Here is a 14,651-nt window from a genome sequence, read left to right on the forward strand (position 1 = left end):
CTTGCCCACGCCCACGGCCAACTCCGCGCAGCCCGCCTCAGCACCGGTGATCGATAGTCAAAGACACCTGTCCACGACGCGAAACGCCAGGTCAAAGGCGGTATTTGAAGATCGAAGTCGAGATAACCGCGGCGACGGTCGCGTCTCCGAAAGCCGTTGCCCAGTCAGCGATCCCGACGTTTGTCGTCAGGATCGTGCTCGACTTGAGGTAACGCTGGTTGATCACCTGGAACAACGCTGAGGCCCCGTCGCCGGGCAGTGGGAGATAGCCGAGCTCGTCGATCACGAGCAGTTTCGGTCCGGCGAAGAACCGCATGCAGGTGGCCCAGCGTCCTTCGACCGCGGCCTTGTGGCAGCGGGCGGCGAGGTCGGCTGCGGTGGTGAAGTAGACCCGGTTGCCGGCTTCGGCCGTGCCGCGCGCGAGTGCTGTGGCGAGCATGGTCTTTCCGACTCCGGGCGGCCCGACGAACAACACGTTGGAGGCGTCGTCGAGGAACCGCAGCGTCGCCAGGTCGCGGATGAGTTTCTCGTCGACGCCGGGTTGGGCGGCGAAGTCGAAGTCCGCCAGAGTCCAGGGATCCGGGAGGCAGGCGAACCGCAACCGGCCGGCGAGGCGGCGTTCTTCGGTGGCGTTGACCTCGATTTCCAGCAGCCTCTCCAGCGCCGCGGTCATCGACAGGTTCTCCGCGCGGGCCTGGTCGAGGATGCGGGGCAGGGCTTCGGCGGCGTTGTCGAGCTTGAGGTAGGAGAAGTGCGAGCGGAGTTGCTGATAGCGGCGGGCCTCGCTCATCTGTGGCCCTGAACGGTTTCCGGACAAGTGATCAGTCCTCCTTGGACTCATAGGTGGGTGCGCTGCCCAGCTTCGCCGCGGTGGCGGCGTAGGTGGCCAGGTCGATCACGACGTGGGCCGCGGGCCCCGTCGCGGGCAGGCCGCGCAGTCGTGCTGCTTCGGCCAACGCCGCCGCCGACGGCGGCCGGCGCGTCTTGTGGGTGCAGGGCCGATCGGTGCTGAACGCGCCCATCGCGGCGTGTTCGAGCGCGATCACGTGCCCGTCGTCGCGGACGACCCGGCCGGCCCCGTCCGGGGCGCGGTGGTGGACCGCGACCGTCGCGCCGCCCTCGGTGACGATCCGCAGCACGTCCGCGCCGAGCCGGTGACGGACCTGAACCTGCGCGCCGCCCAGCCCGGGCGGGACGGAATAGGAGTTGCCGCGAAAGGAAACCAGCGCCTGCGGCGTGACGATCCGGCCGAGGTCGAACTCGGCCGGGAACGCGACCAGCGGCAGGGCGTGCAGCCGCTCGGCCGCGGCCAGGCCGGCGACCGTGGTGCGCTCACCGTCGAGGACCCGGCGGCGGCTATCGAGCTTGGCCGCGAGACGATCCAGCCCGGCCTGCGCCTCGGCGATCGTGACGTCATCGCCGAGGGTGCGCCACCAGCGTTGCGCGGCCGAGTGGTTGGCCTTCTCGACCACACCCTTGCGGTTCCCGCGCCGCGGCGGACACGTCACCGACCGGACCCCGTAATGCTTCGCGACCTGGGAAAATGCGGGCGTGATCCGGCCTGAGGCGGGGTGGCAGACCGTGGCCATCCGGTCGAAGCGCCAGACCTGGGTCACCCCGCCCAGGCGCCGGACCACCGCGTCGAGGGCCTCGACCAGGTGCGGGAAGTCCTCGGCATCGGCCAGGACGCCGCGCCACTTGCTCGAGTGCGCCAGCGCGCCGACCAGCAGATGTGCCTGCTTCCCGGCGCCCCAGCTCGCCGGTGGGTCCGGCAGCTCGAGCCAGTCCCACTGGGTTTCCTCGCCCGGCGGGTGGGTGATGATCGCGACGTCCCGGCCGCGGGACACCTGGCAAGGCTCGCAGTGCGGGCGCAGCTGATAGCGGCGCAGCGCCCGGGTGAACGTCGAGTAGCCGCCTTGGTAGCCGAGCTCGGTGACCTCGTCCAGCAGCGTCGCCGCCCACAAGTGCGGGTCGTCGGCCAGCCGGGCGCGGCAGTAGCCGAGGAACGGCTCGAACGGGTCCGGCCCCGCTGGCCGTCGCTTGCCCGGCACCACCTCGCCGGCCAGGTAGCGGCGGATCGTCTTGCGGTCGCGTCCGAGATGTCGCGCGATCGCCGAGACCGACCAGCCTTGAGCACGCAGCGCCTGCGCCTCCACGTCTTCCTCCAGAGTGAGCATCCACGCCTCCGGTCACGATCACGGTGATCAACACCGAAACCGTCACCCCGAGGCCGCTGACCAGCGCAAACGACGCGCCGACAGGACACCCCAGCTGGGGAATTTCAGAGAGCAGGACTGGCCCTATTCAGAGAGCACCATCAGCTCGGGATACTTCGACGAACGTGGCACCAGGACATCCTTCCCCAGACCACTGTCTGGGCTCAGGGCGTCCGGTCCAAGGGGGGAACCTCACTGCAGAGATGCGTTGCCACCTGGCCTCGTGTTCTCATTCGCGTTGCGGGCCCGATGGTCGCGATCCCTGCTCACCGCTGTCTGTCGGGCCGCTTCAGCACCAATTCAGACGACTAATGCACGAGAGACCGGGAAGACTTCACCACGTCCACGGCTATGTTGAGCGTGGGCCGGACAGATCGCCGTCAACCGCGGCCGGGTAGCGCCTCGGCGCACAGCGACGAGGCTGACATCTCGACAGCTTCCTGTGGGAATCGGCTCGGCGAGGGACGGAAGAGGCGAGTTTTGCGCGAAGCAAAGGCGATATCTGAGACCCGTGCGTCGCCGCGCGGCTTGCGGCTTCGTGGGTTGCACAGCTCGCTTGTCCGTGCGGATCGCGCCCTGTCCGGCTAGCCCGGGAGACGACCCGTGCGGCGCACGTCGTCAAGCGCCGCCACCGCAGCAGCAAGGCACTCCGCAATCCACTCGGGCGGCTTCCCCAGAAATTCCTCCATCAACGCCAAAGTCGCCGCCGAAGTCCCCGACGCAGCGCGGTGCGCCGCGAACACCCGTTCCTGCTCTGTCACATCAGCCCAACGAGCGGCCATTTCCTCTGCGGACATCACGATCTCCCCGGCAACCATGTCGACCATCTCAGTTCCCGCACCTCTAGAGGCAACACTAACGATGCGACACCCCAGGCACCCGATCCGGGAGCCGCCCCGCCCGGCAACCCACTCTCAGTGTCGCCGAAACGGGACGAACGACCCATCTGTTGCTCCGGCAACCCTCTGCGCCGGCCGCCGTTTCCCCGCCCGATGGTTCCCCGACCGCAGAGTCCGGTCAGGTGCGCGTCGGCGCGATCCAGGCTCGCTGGCGGAACGATGTGGAGTAGGCAGTCGCGCACCCTGGTCGCGCTGCCCGTCGTTCCTGGTCCGAGCCGTCGGCAGGTCGCTGGCCTCCCTTGCGTGGTCGAAAAGTGGGTCAGCAGCATGCGAAGCCGAACGCCACGCACATTGTGGTCAGCTCGAAGGCCGCCTCGCGCGGCGGCGCGGTTCGTCTCCTCGTGCTCGCGTTGCGCGGGTGGTGACTGGCACGGTTCAGCTCTGCGTCCCGATACCCCCGGCTCGTCAGAGTTCAGTTCAATCGCTCGGGGCGCGCTGTCCACTGTGGACCTATTTACTTCTCAGGCGATCGTCGCTGTGATCAACGCCCGTTCACGGCTGCTCACTCCTGGTCCCGGCAGAATTTCGCCTGACTCGAGTACGTGCTTGGGTACCGAGTGGAGGCTGCGCGGGCCACGGCCCGCGTCGTGGTCGCCGCGAGTCTTCCCGGCCTGGACGACCCAGTCCGGCGAATCCGTCGGGAACCGCGCCAAAGGAACGCGCCACGTCATCCGTACGGCTCGCGAGCGCCCGATTCGTCCGGGCGGCCACCATCTCGGACGGCGAGGTGCGGCCACACTGCGCTGCGGCTGTCATCGTCGCCCTGCAGCAGGTTCTCGGGGCCGTGTGCTCGTGCGAGCCTTGCTCGCCACCTCGAAGCGAGGTGATGACCCTTTGCCCGGCAAGGTGCTGGCGCGGACGGTGACCGACGGCCGTTGCGAAACGACGTCGTCTAGGGGGCTGCCGGTGCCGAATCGGCGCTTCGCTTAAGGAACGTCGGCCACTGACTCGTGGCGGACTCGGCCTGCCGGTTCGCGGACTTGCGAGCGGCGATCCGGCTCGTGCGGCGCCGCGGTCAGGGCTGGTCGCCCGCGAGAGAGAGTGCGCGCTCCTCGGGAACTCCCAGCATCAGCAGACTCGTGATCGTCGCCGCACGAGCGCTGAGAGTCCCGTTCGAAAGGCTGCTGTCCGCGATGGCGAACACGGCGCTGTAGGCAAGCTGGCTCAGGATGGTTGCCGGCAGGTGCTCCGCGAACACGTCGCTGTCCTGGCCCCGCTTCACGAGATCAGCCAGGAGGTCGTCGACCGGCCCGAGCAAGCCGTGGATCGCCTCGCTGTATTCGCCTCGGCGCAGCGCAAGCAGCACTCGGTACCGGTGCGTCACCGGCCAGACGCGGGCAACGAATTCGACCCATCCCGCGTCCGCTTCCGCGGCCGACGCGTTGACCTCGGTGAGCACGGCTGTCATCTCGGCGACGGCCCGTTCCGTGAGCGTCCGAACCAGGTCCAGGCGGGAGGGAAAATGGCCGTAGACGGTGCGTCGGACGACGCCGGCGGCCGAGGCGATGTCGCCCATTCCGGCGTCGGGGTTCTCTCCCAGCACGTCGAGGGCGACGTCGAGGAGGCGTTCGCGCTTCTCGATCATCGAGCGCGTGCGGGAGGACTCGGCAGGCACGACATCATTGTTGCACACTGGTGTGCAATGGCGTAGATTGCACACCATTGTGCAATGAAGAGTTGCGCTGTGCTTCGACGCTCAGGAGAAGGCAATGACCGCACCGACGCCGCCGGCCTCGGCTCTCGTCCGCCCGTTCACCGTCTCGATCCCGGATTCGGAGATCGACGACCTGAAGCGGCGACTTGCCAGAACCCGATGGCCGGACCCGGAAACGGTGGCCGACTGGTCGCAAGGGGTTCGCGTGGAGAACGCCAGATCTCTGGTCGGCTACTGGGAGCGCGGCTACGACTGGCGGCGTTTCGAGTCCGAACTGAACCGCTTCCCGCAATTCCTGACCGAGATCGACGGTCTGGACATCCACTTCATCCACGTCCGGTCCAAGAATCCCGATGCGATGCCGCTGCTGCTTACGCACGGATGGCCAGGTTCGACAGCGGAGTTCCTGAAGCTGATCGGCCCGCTGACCGATCCGGTTTCGTCCGGGGGAGACGCCGCCGATTCTTTTGACGTTGTCGTCCCGTCTCTCCCCGGGTTCGGCTTCTCCGAAAAGCCATCGGAGACGGGGTGGACCGTATCGCGCGTCGCGAACGCGTGGGCGGAGCTAATGAAGCGTCTCGGCTATCCGCGCTGGGCCGCGCAGGGCGGCGATTGGGGCGCTGTCGTCACCACCGCGCTCGGGGCCATGGAACCTGAAGGACTGCTCGGAATTCACCTGAACACCCAGTACGCCTTCCCCGAACAGATCCCCGATACCTTGTCGCCCGAACAGCGCCACGCCGTGGAGACCCTCGCCCGCTACGCCGGCGAACTCGGCGGGTCGAACCACCTCCAGGGCACGAGGCCGGAAACTGTCGGATTCGCCCTGGCGGACTCTCCCGTCGGCCAGGCCGCCTGGATCTACGAGAAGTTCCAGTCCAAGACCGACAACCACGGGCTCGCCGAGGATGCGATCGGCATCGACGACATGCTCGACGCGATTTCCCTCTACTGGTTCACCAACAGCGCGGCGTCGTCCGGCCGCATCTACTGGGAGAACAAATCGCTCACCTTCGCCGGCCCGAAGCTGAGGCTTCCAGTCGCCGTGACCGTCTTCCCGAAGGACATCCCACGCCTGCCGCGAAGCTGGATCGAAGACGCCTACAGCAATCTGATCCACTACGGCGAGGCCGGCAAAGGCGGACACTTCGCGGCCTTGGAGCAGCCCGATATCCTGGTCAATGAAATTCGCGCTGGTCTGCGCACTCTTCGTTTCGAAGCCCACTCCACGTCGGCAGTTCGTGAGTGAAGAACAGCTGCCCAGCCGTATCCAGGTCAGCGGTGTGTCGCGCCGCGTAGCGGCTTCCCGATCCATCAGACGCTGTTCCGGATCTGACAAAGAGAAAGCTCGGTGACGACGGTCAGCTGTTTCGTCGTCAGCCTGCTTGGCCGTGCTTCGACGAGAGCGAGAGCAAACAGGTCGGCGACGATGATCTCGCCCCTTGAGTCTGGCTCGCCTGCCAGGGCGGGCCGCCGGAAGGCCGAGCACCAGGCACTGCGGGCCGCGATACCCAAACTAGGCTGAGTCGCAGATCAGGTTCCCCCGTCCGAGAGATCGCCAAGCTCGCTGTTCGCAGGGCGGCGCGGGTGCCGACCTGGCCCGGTCATCGTCGGGCACGCTGACGACATGCCGGAGCATGGCAGACATCCGCTGAACCACCCGTCGCTGCTGGCTGTGAAGCAGTTCGCGGAGTTCGCGACCCAGCCGGGGATGGAGGTGCCTGGTCCTTCGGCGAGACGTTGGCTTGATCCCGAATTCACGGAACAACCACGGGTGCCCGCCAGGGGCTCTGCTTCGAATCGCGAGGCGCCGTTGATGATCAGCGGCTGCGCTGTCTGGCTCAAGCTGAGGTCGGGCGTGCTGCGGGCAGTGGTTCGGCGAGGCGGCTCCAGTGCTTCTCGATCGCGGCGAGCGCTTTCGACATCAGCGACCGGGTGACTGCCTCGGCGAGGGCGCGGTCGCGCGCCCGGTAGGCGTCGACGAGGTAGCCGTAATCGCGGCAGGAGACCTCCAGCCGACCCGGCAGCGACAGTCCGAAACTGCGCAGCCGATAAATCCGCAGGCCGAGCGAGTCGATCAGGGCGCCGACCCGGCGGTTGGGGCAGATGCCGGCCTCGACGCGGCGGAAGTCCACAGTGGCGTAGAAGTACGCCTGCGCGTCGCCCGCGTCGCGGGCTGTCCGCAACCGGGCGAGCGGCTCGTCCAGTTGCTGGATCTCGTCGTCAGCGGCCCGTTCGGCTACCGCCCCGGCTATCAGCGCATACAGCCCTGCGCGGATCTCGTAGAGATCGCGCACCTCGGAGAGGGACAGCGTGACCACGCGGGGGCGGCGCCGGGGTTCGATCTCCACCAGTCCTTCGCGCTGCAGCACCCCGAGCGCCTCGCGCACCGGGGTCCGGCTGGTGCCGAATCGCCTGCCCAGCTCGGCCGAGGTCAGCTGGCACCCGCTGGGCAGCTCGCCCTCGATGATCTCCCTGGCCAGCTCCGCGGTCATTCGCCGTACCAGCTCCCCGTGCCCGGCGAGGCTGGGCGAATGCGCCAGGGCCTCGGTGATCCCCGCGGGGGCGGCCGGTGAGGCGGGTTCCTGCGCGTGCATGGGGGCACCCTATCCCGGCCGCCGACGCCCCGGCACCTGCCGCGGTGTCCGCGCGTACCCGCCAATCTGTCGCCAGATTGCTTGCAATCATCGCTAGCGGCTGCCTATTGTGGGGCGCACTCCACAAAGTGTCGACAGATTGGCCCTCATGTCTCAAGTACCCATCACCGTGGACCACGTCCGCGACTTGCTTCCCGAAGCCGGCGAGATCGCCAGGAAGGACCTGTGCGACAGCGTCCTGGACGTCTGGGTCCGGGCCTGGCGCTCCAGTGCCTGGCAGCAGTTGTCCGACGTGCCGAAATCGGTCGACCTGCCCAGCAGCCGGACGCTGACGACGCATTCGCGAGCGGTGGCCCGGATGTCGGCGCAGATGGCCGACACGGTCACGCAGCTGCACGGCATCGCCGTCGACCGCGACGCGGTGCTGGCGATCGCGCTGCTGCACGACGTCTGCAAGATCCACGAGTTCGAGCCGGCTCCGGCGGGAGGCGGGCAGTGGTCCACGCCCGGACGCCGGTTCCAGCACGGTTTCCTCAGCGCGCATTGGATGCTCGAAGCCGGGATGGACGATGACCTGGTCCACGCGGTCATCGCGCACACGCCGCATTCGTCAGTGGTTCCCCAGACTCAGGAGGCGGTCATCGTCCATTACGCGGACTTCGCCGACTCCGACGCGCAACTGCTCGACGCCGGGCAGCGCTTGTTCTGCAAGAGGCGCCCGTGAACGCGACTGTCGACAGTTCGGGAGCGGTGCGTTACGACCTCGGCGTGCTGTGCGCCTTCGCCGGCGATGTGCTGCGGACGACGAAAATGCGGCCGGAAGACGCGCGGCTGCTCGCCCGTTCGCTCGTCGAAGCCGATGCGACAGGGGTGGCCACGCACGGGCTGACTCGTCTGCCCGCCTATCTCGCCCAGCTCCGGGCTGGACAGGTGAATCCGTTGCCGCAGGAGAAAGTCCTCGCTGAAACGCCGTCCGCGGTCCTGGTTGACGCGGACCGGGGGTTCGGGGTTCCGGTCGGCGTCCGCATGATCGACCGGCTCCTGCCGAAAGCCCGCGAAACCGGGGTCGCGTTCGGTGGAGTGCGGCGTGTTGCGCATTTCGGGGCGGCCGCGTTCTTCACCCGCCGCGCCGCGGAACAGGGCTTCCTGGCCTTCGCGATGAGCAGCACGTCGCCGTCGGTGGTGCCTTTCGGCGGACGCGGCCCGCGGATCGGCAACAGCCCGATGTCCTTCGCCGCGCCGGGAACCGATGCGCCCGAGCTGGTCCTCGACATGGCTCAGTCGGTCAGTTCACGCGGGCGGATCAAGGTTTTCGCGGCGGAGGGCAAGGAGCTGCCGCCGGACTGGGCGGTGGATCGCGACGGTCTGCCCACCCGCGACCCGGCGGCCGCGCTGGCCGGGGGAGTGCTGCCCAGCGGCGGGCACAAGGGCGCGGCGCTCTCGCTGATGGTCGAAATGCTGGCTTCCGGGCTGACCGGCGCGCACTTGACCCAGTACATCCGGCACGCCGGGTTCACCGCGGCGGGCACTCCCGACCTCGACGCCGACGTCACCGTCGGCAATGCCTTCCTGGTCCTCGACGCGGCGATGTTCGGCGACGCCGCGGCCGTGCGCCGCCGGGCGAGCGACATCGCGGACCACGTCCGCCGCAGCGAACCGGCCCGCGACGTCGAGCGCGTGCTCGCGCCGGGCGATCCCGAACGGGCGCGGTTCGCCGCGACGAGCGAGAGCGGCGTTCCGATCGCCCCGGCGACCGCGCACAGTCTCGACGTTCTCGCGGCTGAACTCGGGCTCGCCGCCCCACTTCCCCTCAACGACGATCAGGGAGCACTCAATGGACGCGGACGCGAGCACGGAACGGGCGCAGTATTCGAATGAGAACGGCCCGGCCGCGCGCGGCGGCCGGGAACGCTGGCGGATGATCATGACGGCGTCCGTGGGCAATTTCGCGGAATGGTACGACTGGGGCGTCTACGGCGTCGTCGCCACCTTGATCGCTCAGCAGTTCTTCCCCGCCGGCAACAGCGCGCTGGCGCTCGTCGGCGCCTACGCGATCTTCGCGATCGCGTATCTGACCCGGCCGTTCGGAACCGTTGTCTTCGGGCACATCGCCGACAGCCTGGGCCGGCCGAAGGCGCTGACTTTCACCATCATTCTCACCTGCACGTCGACCGCGATGATCGGGTTCATCCCGACATACGCCTCGATCGGCGCCGCGGCGCCGTTGCTGCTCGTGCTGTGCCGGCTGATCCAGTCGCTCGGCACCGGCGGGGAGCACGCCACGGCCATCGCTTTCGTCTACGAGCACGGCGCCAGCGGCAAGAAAGCGAAAGCAGTCGGGATGCTCAGCGCGCTGACGCTCGCCGGACTGCTGTCCGGGACGCTGCTCGCGACCGGCCTTTCGGCGATCCTGCCCGACGGCGCATGGACCTCCTGGGGCTGGCGCGTCCTGTTCTGGCTGTCGCTCCCGATGGGACTGATCGGGCTCTACGTGCGCCGGAACGCCCGTGACGGCGAGGAATTCCGGCAGGTGAAAAACCATCAGCGGCGGAAAGCCGCCCTGCGCAGCTCGCCGGTCCTGGAGGCGATCCGCACCTCGTGGCGCAAAATCCTGGTGTTCGTCGCCTTCCTCGGCACCTGGTCGATCGTCTCCGCGATCGTGACCTCCTACCTGGCGACCTTCCTGAAACAGAACCACGCGCTCTCGCAAGCCCAGGCCTACGGCGCGAATACCACCGCCTCCGCGTCGGCGGTGGTATTCGTCCTGCTCTTCGCGCCGGTCGTGGACCGGGTGGGGCTGTCCCGGGCGACCGTTATCGCCAGCATCTTCGTGGCGGCGGCGATCGTGCCCGGATTCCTGCTCGCCGGAACCAATCTGGGCGGCGCTTACCTCGGCGCCCTCTTGCTGGGCATGGCCAAGGGAGTGCTGGCTGTGCCGTCGCTGCTGGCGGTCAGCCAGATCTTCCCGGCGCGGTTCCGGGTCAGCGCGGGAGGATTGTCCTACAACCTCGCCGCCTCCGCGCTCGGCGGCACCGCGCCGCTGGTCGCCGTCGCGCTCAACGAAATTTTTGGCTCCTCGCTGGGGTTCTCGTGCTACATCGTCGCGGCGGCTCTGGTCACGCTCGTCATCGCGCTGACCGTCGGCAGGCGGTGGATGACGGAATCCGCGGAACATCCGGGCAGTCTCGCCCGCTGATCCCGCGGGATCGGAAGCGCCGCGAGACCGGTTGGCTGCGGGCGGCTGATTCGCCCGCAGCCGGCCCGGGTTGTTCGCGCTCTCACCGGTGTCCGGATCGGGCCGCCGCCGCTCTCCGCCGGGCCGTGCCGGTTTGCGAAGCGACACGGAAGGTTCGTCATGGAACTGCACGCACGAGACCGGCAGGCCAGCGGCGGCTTCGATGGAAAGACCCCCGCGGCCGGACCGGCCCCGACACGATGGGCGACTTTTGCAAGGTCCACGTCAAGGGGCCGATCCTGCTAGCGAACTGCTGACGCCACACTTGCGCGACGGTTGGCCGTGCCCGGTATGTCGCGAATCCGGTGTACTTCGGCTGCTCGTCGATGAAGGGCGTGATCGAGGCGTGCACCAAGTGCGCAGTCAAGACTCTCGTCAGCCGCTCCGTCTTCGCAGGTTTTGACGTGGCGGTGCCATTCGGCGAGTGACCGGTCTTCGGTGTCGTGCCGGGCCGCTCAGCTTCGCCACAGCGTCCGGACGGTGCCGGGGAATCCGGCAACTCCGCGTGGGCCGTTGAGAGCCAGGTTGAACAGGAATCCCGGCAGGATCGACAGGACCACAGCGGCGAACTCCTCGGCGGGCCGTCCGGCCCAGGCACCGGCCCGCTGGCGCTCGCGGATGAGGTCGGCGAGGTCTTGGCTCATGTCGACGCTCGCCTTTTCCAGCCGTTCGGCCAATGCCGGGTTGCGCAGCGCCTCGGACCAGACCATCAGTGCCACAGCGGCCAGCTGCTTGTCTCTGTGTCGCTCCGTCACCGCCTCCAGCAGCTCCGCCATCACCTGGCCGACTCCGCGCTCGCCGCCGCTGCGGGTCAGCGCGGCGTGCAGCACCTCGGCGACGTCGTCCAGGTTCTGGGAGGCGACGCCCAGGATCAGGTCGTCTTTCTTCGTGAAGTACCGGTAGACGGCTCCCGCGGACTTGCCGGCCTCGGCGAACACGTCCTGCATGGACGTGCGGTGGAAGCCGTTGCGGACGAAGCAGCGGCGTGCCGCGGCCAGGATTTCGGCACGCTGATCGTCCTTGTACTGCTGGCTCACCCGCGGCATGGGCCGTCCTTCCTCGCCGGTTGACACCCGCCGGACACAAGTCTAGCTTAAGAAAAGCGGATGTCCGTTCTTTTTATTCGTCTAGTCCGCAGCACGACGAGGAGAGGATCCATGCGCCTGCCACTGCTCCGCCCGGCGGACCTGACCGCCGAACAGCAGTCCCTTCACCAGGCCTTCGACGCGATGGTCGAAGGCGGCGAGGAGTACACGGGCTTCGAGGTGCGCGATGCCGACGGCGCATACGTCGGGCCGTGGGGCGTGATGCTGCACTTCCCGGAAATGGGCCGGGCGCTCGGGCGCTTCGTCGACCTTGCCCAGCAACTGCCTGGCCTGTCCGAGCGTGCGCGTCAGGTTGTCATCCTGACCGTCGGGGCGCGCTTCAACGTCGCGTACGAGATGTACGCGCACGCCCGGCTGGCCTCTCGGGCTGGGCTGCGCGCGGACCAGATCGCCGCTCTGTGCGCGGGCGGCCGTCCGGCCGGCCTCGCCGAGGACGAGGTGCTCGCGGTCGACGTCGCGACGGCGCTGACCGAGGGCGGACCTCTGCCGGGGCCGCTTTACGACCACGTCGTCGAACGGCTGGGGCAGGACGCCCTCGACGCGATCGTGTTCGTGACCGTCCACTACCTGGCGCTCGGCACCATCCTCAACGCCTACGACGTGAAGGCGCCCGCCGCAAGCTGACCGGCCGGAGCCGGGAGCACAGCCCGACCGCCGTCACCTGGCGACCCGACAGTTTTGGCGGCATAACAGAAAGGAGGAGAATTCCATGTTCGACGGAACCCCCGATCCCGCGGATTTCGGAACGTTTGGCCGCTACACGGAAACTCCAGTAGCCGAAATGCCGACGGAAATGCGCAGCGCGTACGACTACACCATGGAGCTGCGCGGCCTGGTCCCTGGTCCGCACAAGATCTGGCTCGCCAACCCCGCGTTGCTGAGGGCCGTCGTGCCGACCGGGGCGTACTTCCAGAAGGACTCGTCGCTGTCGAAGGCCGAGATCGAAATCGTCACCAACGTCGTCAACGGCCGCTGGCTCGCGGCCTACGGCAACTATGAGCACGAGAAGATCGGGGTGGAACTGGGGGGCTTGGACCCGCGGCAGGCCGAGGCCCTGATCGCCGGCCTGCCGACCTCGTTCGACGACCCCCGGCAGCAACTCGTGTACGAACTCTCGTCGACCCTGGTGCAGCCGCGCGTGGTTCCCCTCGGCCTGTACCGCCGGGCGGAGGAGACGATCGGCGTGGCGGGCATCGTCGATGTCACCGTCCTGATGGGCTGGTTCACCAGTGTCTCGCTCACCCTCGCCGCGTTCGATGTGCCCTCGAACGCGGTCGGCCTGAAGCAGTGACCCACATTCGAGAAAGCGGAGAATTGCCATGCCTATGACGCCTGTCCCGGACGTCGCCCTGGCTCCGGTCGCCTATTTTCCGGAAAAGTACTTCCTGGAAAACCTCGCGGTCCGTGCCGACGGTTCGGTGCTGATCACCGCGGTACTCCAAAAGGAACTCTGGATCGTGCCGAGCACGCCGCCGGGTTCGATGGCCGAACCGGTTCTGGTGCACGCTTTCGACCACCTGATCACCGGTGTCGCCGAGGTCGAACCCGATGTGTTCATCGTCAGCGTGACCGACGGGTACGCCACCCACGAATCGCATCTCGTGCGGATCGACCTCGGCGGCTGGACGCCCGGCGAGCCGGTGGCCCCGGAGATCGTCTTCACCTTCGACGACCGCGTCCGTGCCCTCAACGGCAGCTGCCTGCTCGGCCCCGGAGTGCTGGCCGTCGCCGACTGCTTCGACCCCGGGCGGATCTGGCGGGTCGACCTGGGCGAAGGCGCGAGGAGTGCGAGCGCCCGGGTCTGGCTCGAGCACGACACGATGGCCGACGATCCGGACAGCGAGATCGCGTCGCCGCCGCAGCCGGGCGTCAACGGCGTCCGTTACAGCGCGCGGATCGGATACCTTTACTACACGTCGACAGCGCAGAAGGTCTTCATGCGGGTACCGGTCGACCCTGGCACGCTCGACCCGGCAGGCGGCGCGGAGTTCGTCGCCGCGATCGACAACGCCGACGACTTCTGCGTCGACGAGGACGCCGGATTCGCTTATGTCACGCGGCATCGCGCCAATACGCTCGACCGGGTGCCGCTCAAGCCGCGGCACGGCAGCGAGGTCCGCCACCTCGCCGGCGATCCGTTCGACGAGGTCCTGGTCGGTCCTTCCAGTGCCGTCTGGGGTCGAAGCTCCGGTGACTACGGCCGGGTCATGTACGTGACCACGGACGGCGGTACCACCGCCCCTCCGGACGGGGTCTTCCGCAAGGCCGCGTTGCTGCGCGTCGTACTGTCCCCTCGGGCCGAGTCGTGAACCGGCACAGCGAATTCGTCACCACGTAGGCCTCTATCGAGACCTACGTCGACGGGACCGGGCCCGACGCGGTGACCTTGCCGCCCTGCGGCCGGGACGGCGGCGAGGACTTCGACACGGTCACCGCCGTTCTGGCCGACGCGGGGTTACCGGGGCCTGCGACCGCAACCACCCGGCACCGGACGGTCGACCGGACCGATGACCGGCATCACCGTCGGCGAACTCGGCCATGGACCCGCCGTCGTGCTCGGGCACGCATACGGCAACTTCGATGGTCGAACCGTGGCCACCAACCACCCGGACACAGCGTCCGCGGTGCCTAACTGAACGGCTTCTTCGTCGCGGGGGATCCATCCTGATATCCATTGTGGACCGTCGTTCTCGGATGCCGTCGGGAACGGCGTTCATCTCGATGCGGCGCATGGCTCAGTCAGAGCGGTTCCTCGTGGATTACGCCGTTCTTCGCGATCAGTGCGAGGTTCTTCAGCCGGTCGGCGGGGGAGTCTTCCGCGAACACCCGCCGGTCCTTGGTGGGAGTGTTCGCATGGGTCGCGGGCACTCGGCCGAGACCAGTTTCTTCGAATTGGCCATGGAAGCAGATGCCGGTTGCGGGCACGGTATTGCCGTGCGGTTCG

General features: G+C 68.0%; 15 protein-coding genes. 8 read left to right on the forward strand and 7 right to left on the reverse strand.

Annotation, left to right across the window (positions count from 1 at the left end; all coding sequences use genetic code 11):
* Positions 1-91 precede the first annotated feature (91 nt).
* The 4 genes from istB to PUT80_RS11275 form a co-directional block, all read right to left on the reverse strand.
* Positions 92-790: an IS21-like element helper ATPase IstB gene (gene istB / locus PUT80_RS11260; protein WP_275291862.1), complete on the reverse strand. Its 699-nt coding sequence runs from the start codon at positions 788-790 to the stop codon at positions 92-94.
* 31 nt (positions 791-821) lie between these two features.
* Complete coding sequence (gene istA, locus PUT80_RS11265) at positions 822-2,177, reverse strand: IS21 family transposase (RefSeq protein WP_020661065.1); 1,356 nt, start codon at positions 2,175-2,177, stop codon at positions 822-824.
* Between the two features lie 623 nt (positions 2,178-2,800).
* Positions 2,801-3,043 carry a hypothetical protein gene (locus PUT80_RS11270; protein WP_275291863.1) on the reverse strand — a complete coding sequence of 81 codons (243 nt, stop codon included), beginning with the start codon at positions 3,041-3,043 and terminating at the stop codon, positions 2,801-2,803.
* Between the two features lie 1,087 nt (positions 3,044-4,130).
* Entirely contained in the window at positions 4,131-4,730 is a 600-nt protein-coding gene (locus tag PUT80_RS11275) for a TetR/AcrR family transcriptional regulator (protein ID WP_275291864.1), read from the reverse strand.
* Between the two features lie 94 nt (positions 4,731-4,824).
* Between PUT80_RS11275 and PUT80_RS11280 the strand changes: the two genes are divergently transcribed.
* Positions 4,825-6,018, forward strand: coding sequence for an epoxide hydrolase family protein (locus PUT80_RS11280; protein ID WP_275291865.1), 1,194 nt, complete (start codon positions 4,825-4,827; stop codon positions 6,016-6,018).
* A gap of 592 nt (positions 6,019-6,610) precedes the next feature.
* Here the strand turns inward: PUT80_RS11280 and PUT80_RS11285 are convergent.
* Positions 6,611-7,366 carry a GntR family transcriptional regulator gene (locus tag PUT80_RS11285; protein ID WP_275291866.1) on the reverse strand — a complete coding sequence of 252 codons (756 nt, stop codon included), beginning with the start codon at positions 7,364-7,366 and terminating at the stop codon, positions 6,611-6,613.
* A gap of 148 nt (positions 7,367-7,514) precedes the next feature.
* On the opposite strand from PUT80_RS11285, the gene PUT80_RS11290 reads away from it, so the two are divergent.
* From PUT80_RS11290 to PUT80_RS11300, 3 genes are read left to right on the forward strand one after another with little or no spacing between them, the layout of a single operon-like run.
* Entirely contained in the window at positions 7,515-8,090 is a 576-nt protein-coding gene (locus tag PUT80_RS11290) for an HD domain-containing protein (RefSeq protein WP_275291867.1), read from the forward strand.
* Entirely contained in the window at positions 8,087-9,244 is a 1,158-nt protein-coding gene (locus PUT80_RS11295) for an Ldh family oxidoreductase (RefSeq protein WP_275291868.1), read from the forward strand. The genes PUT80_RS11290 and PUT80_RS11295 overlap by 4 nt, the downstream gene beginning before the upstream one ends.
* Positions 9,201-10,562 carry an MFS transporter gene (locus tag PUT80_RS11300; protein WP_275291869.1) on the forward strand — a complete coding sequence of 454 codons (1,362 nt, stop codon included), beginning with the start codon at positions 9,201-9,203 and terminating at the stop codon, positions 10,560-10,562. The genes PUT80_RS11295 and PUT80_RS11300 overlap by 44 nt, the downstream gene beginning before the upstream one ends.
* A 494-nt stretch (positions 10,563-11,056) precedes the next feature.
* Here the strand turns inward: PUT80_RS11300 and PUT80_RS11305 are convergent, their stop codons facing one another.
* On the reverse strand, positions 11,057-11,647 hold the full coding sequence (locus PUT80_RS11305; protein ID WP_134730841.1) for a TetR/AcrR family transcriptional regulator: 591 nt from the start codon (positions 11,645-11,647) through the stop codon (positions 11,057-11,059).
* 111 nt (positions 11,648-11,758) lie between these two features.
* Between PUT80_RS11305 and PUT80_RS11310 the strand changes: the two genes are divergently transcribed.
* The 4 genes from PUT80_RS11310 to PUT80_RS11325 all read left to right on the forward strand — a co-directional run bounded on the left by PUT80_RS11310 (position 11,759) and on the right by PUT80_RS11325 (position 14,343).
* Complete coding sequence (locus PUT80_RS11310; protein WP_275291870.1) at positions 11,759-12,331, forward strand: carboxymuconolactone decarboxylase family protein; 573 nt, start codon at positions 11,759-11,761, stop codon at positions 12,329-12,331.
* An 85-nt stretch (positions 12,332-12,416) separates the two neighbouring features.
* Complete coding sequence (locus PUT80_RS11315; protein WP_275291871.1) at positions 12,417-12,998, forward strand: hypothetical protein; 582 nt, start codon at positions 12,417-12,419, stop codon at positions 12,996-12,998.
* Positions 12,999-13,026: 28 nt separating this feature from the next.
* Entirely contained in the window at positions 13,027-14,016 is a 990-nt protein-coding gene (locus PUT80_RS11320) for a hypothetical protein (RefSeq protein WP_275291872.1), read from the forward strand.
* 198 nt (positions 14,017-14,214) lie between these two features.
* A complete protein-coding gene (locus PUT80_RS11325; protein ID WP_275291873.1) occupies positions 14,215-14,343 on the forward strand; it encodes a hypothetical protein in 129 nt (42 codons plus the stop codon).
* Between the two features lie 103 nt (positions 14,344-14,446).
* Here the strand turns inward: PUT80_RS11325 and PUT80_RS11330 are convergent, their stop codons facing one another.
* Positions 14,447-14,575, reverse strand: coding sequence for a hypothetical protein (locus PUT80_RS11330; RefSeq protein WP_275291874.1), 129 nt, complete (start codon positions 14,573-14,575; stop codon positions 14,447-14,449).
* Between the last annotated feature and the right edge of the window lie 76 nt (positions 14,576-14,651).

This window comes from Amycolatopsis sp. La24 (assembly GCF_029087445.1).
Lineage (GTDB): Bacteria > Actinomycetota > Actinomycetes > Mycobacteriales > Pseudonocardiaceae > Amycolatopsis > Amycolatopsis nivea.

Excerpts from the sequence above, each read along its gene's own strand:
- PUT80_RS11270 (WP_275291863.1), bottom strand. The coding sequence starts at position 3,043 with ATGGTCGACATGGTTGCCGGGGAGATCGTGATGTCCGCAGAGGAAATG.
- PUT80_RS11290 (WP_275291867.1), top strand. The coding sequence starts at position 7,515 with ATGTCTCAAGTACCCATCACCGTGGACCACGTCCGCGACTTGCTTCCC.
- PUT80_RS11280 (WP_275291865.1), top strand. The coding sequence starts at position 4,825 with ATGACCGCACCGACGCCGCCGGCCTCGGCTCTCGTCCGCCCGTTCACC.
- PUT80_RS11310 (WP_275291870.1), top strand. The coding sequence starts at position 11,759 with ATGCGCCTGCCACTGCTCCGCCCGGCGGACCTGACCGCCGAACAGCAG.
- PUT80_RS11305 (WP_134730841.1), bottom strand. The coding sequence starts at position 11,647 with ATGCCGCGGGTGAGCCAGCAGTACAAGGACGATCAGCGTGCCGAAATC.
- istA (WP_020661065.1), bottom strand. The coding sequence starts at position 2,177 with ATGCTCACTCTGGAGGAAGACGTGGAGGCGCAGGCGCTGCGTGCTCAA.
- PUT80_RS11315 (WP_275291871.1), top strand. The coding sequence starts at position 12,417 with ATGTTCGACGGAACCCCCGATCCCGCGGATTTCGGAACGTTTGGCCGC.
- PUT80_RS11325 (WP_275291873.1), top strand. The coding sequence starts at position 14,215 with ATGACCGGCATCACCGTCGGCGAACTCGGCCATGGACCCGCCGTCGTG.
- istB (WP_275291862.1), bottom strand. The coding sequence starts at position 790 with ATGAGCGAGGCCCGCCGCTATCAGCAACTCCGCTCGCACTTCTCCTAC.
- PUT80_RS11320 (WP_275291872.1), top strand. The coding sequence starts at position 13,027 with ATGCCTATGACGCCTGTCCCGGACGTCGCCCTGGCTCCGGTCGCCTAT.
- PUT80_RS11300 (WP_275291869.1), top strand. The coding sequence starts at position 9,201 with ATGGACGCGGACGCGAGCACGGAACGGGCGCAGTATTCGAATGAGAAC.
- PUT80_RS11285 (WP_275291866.1), bottom strand. The coding sequence starts at position 7,366 with ATGCACGCGCAGGAACCCGCCTCACCGGCCGCCCCCGCGGGGATCACC.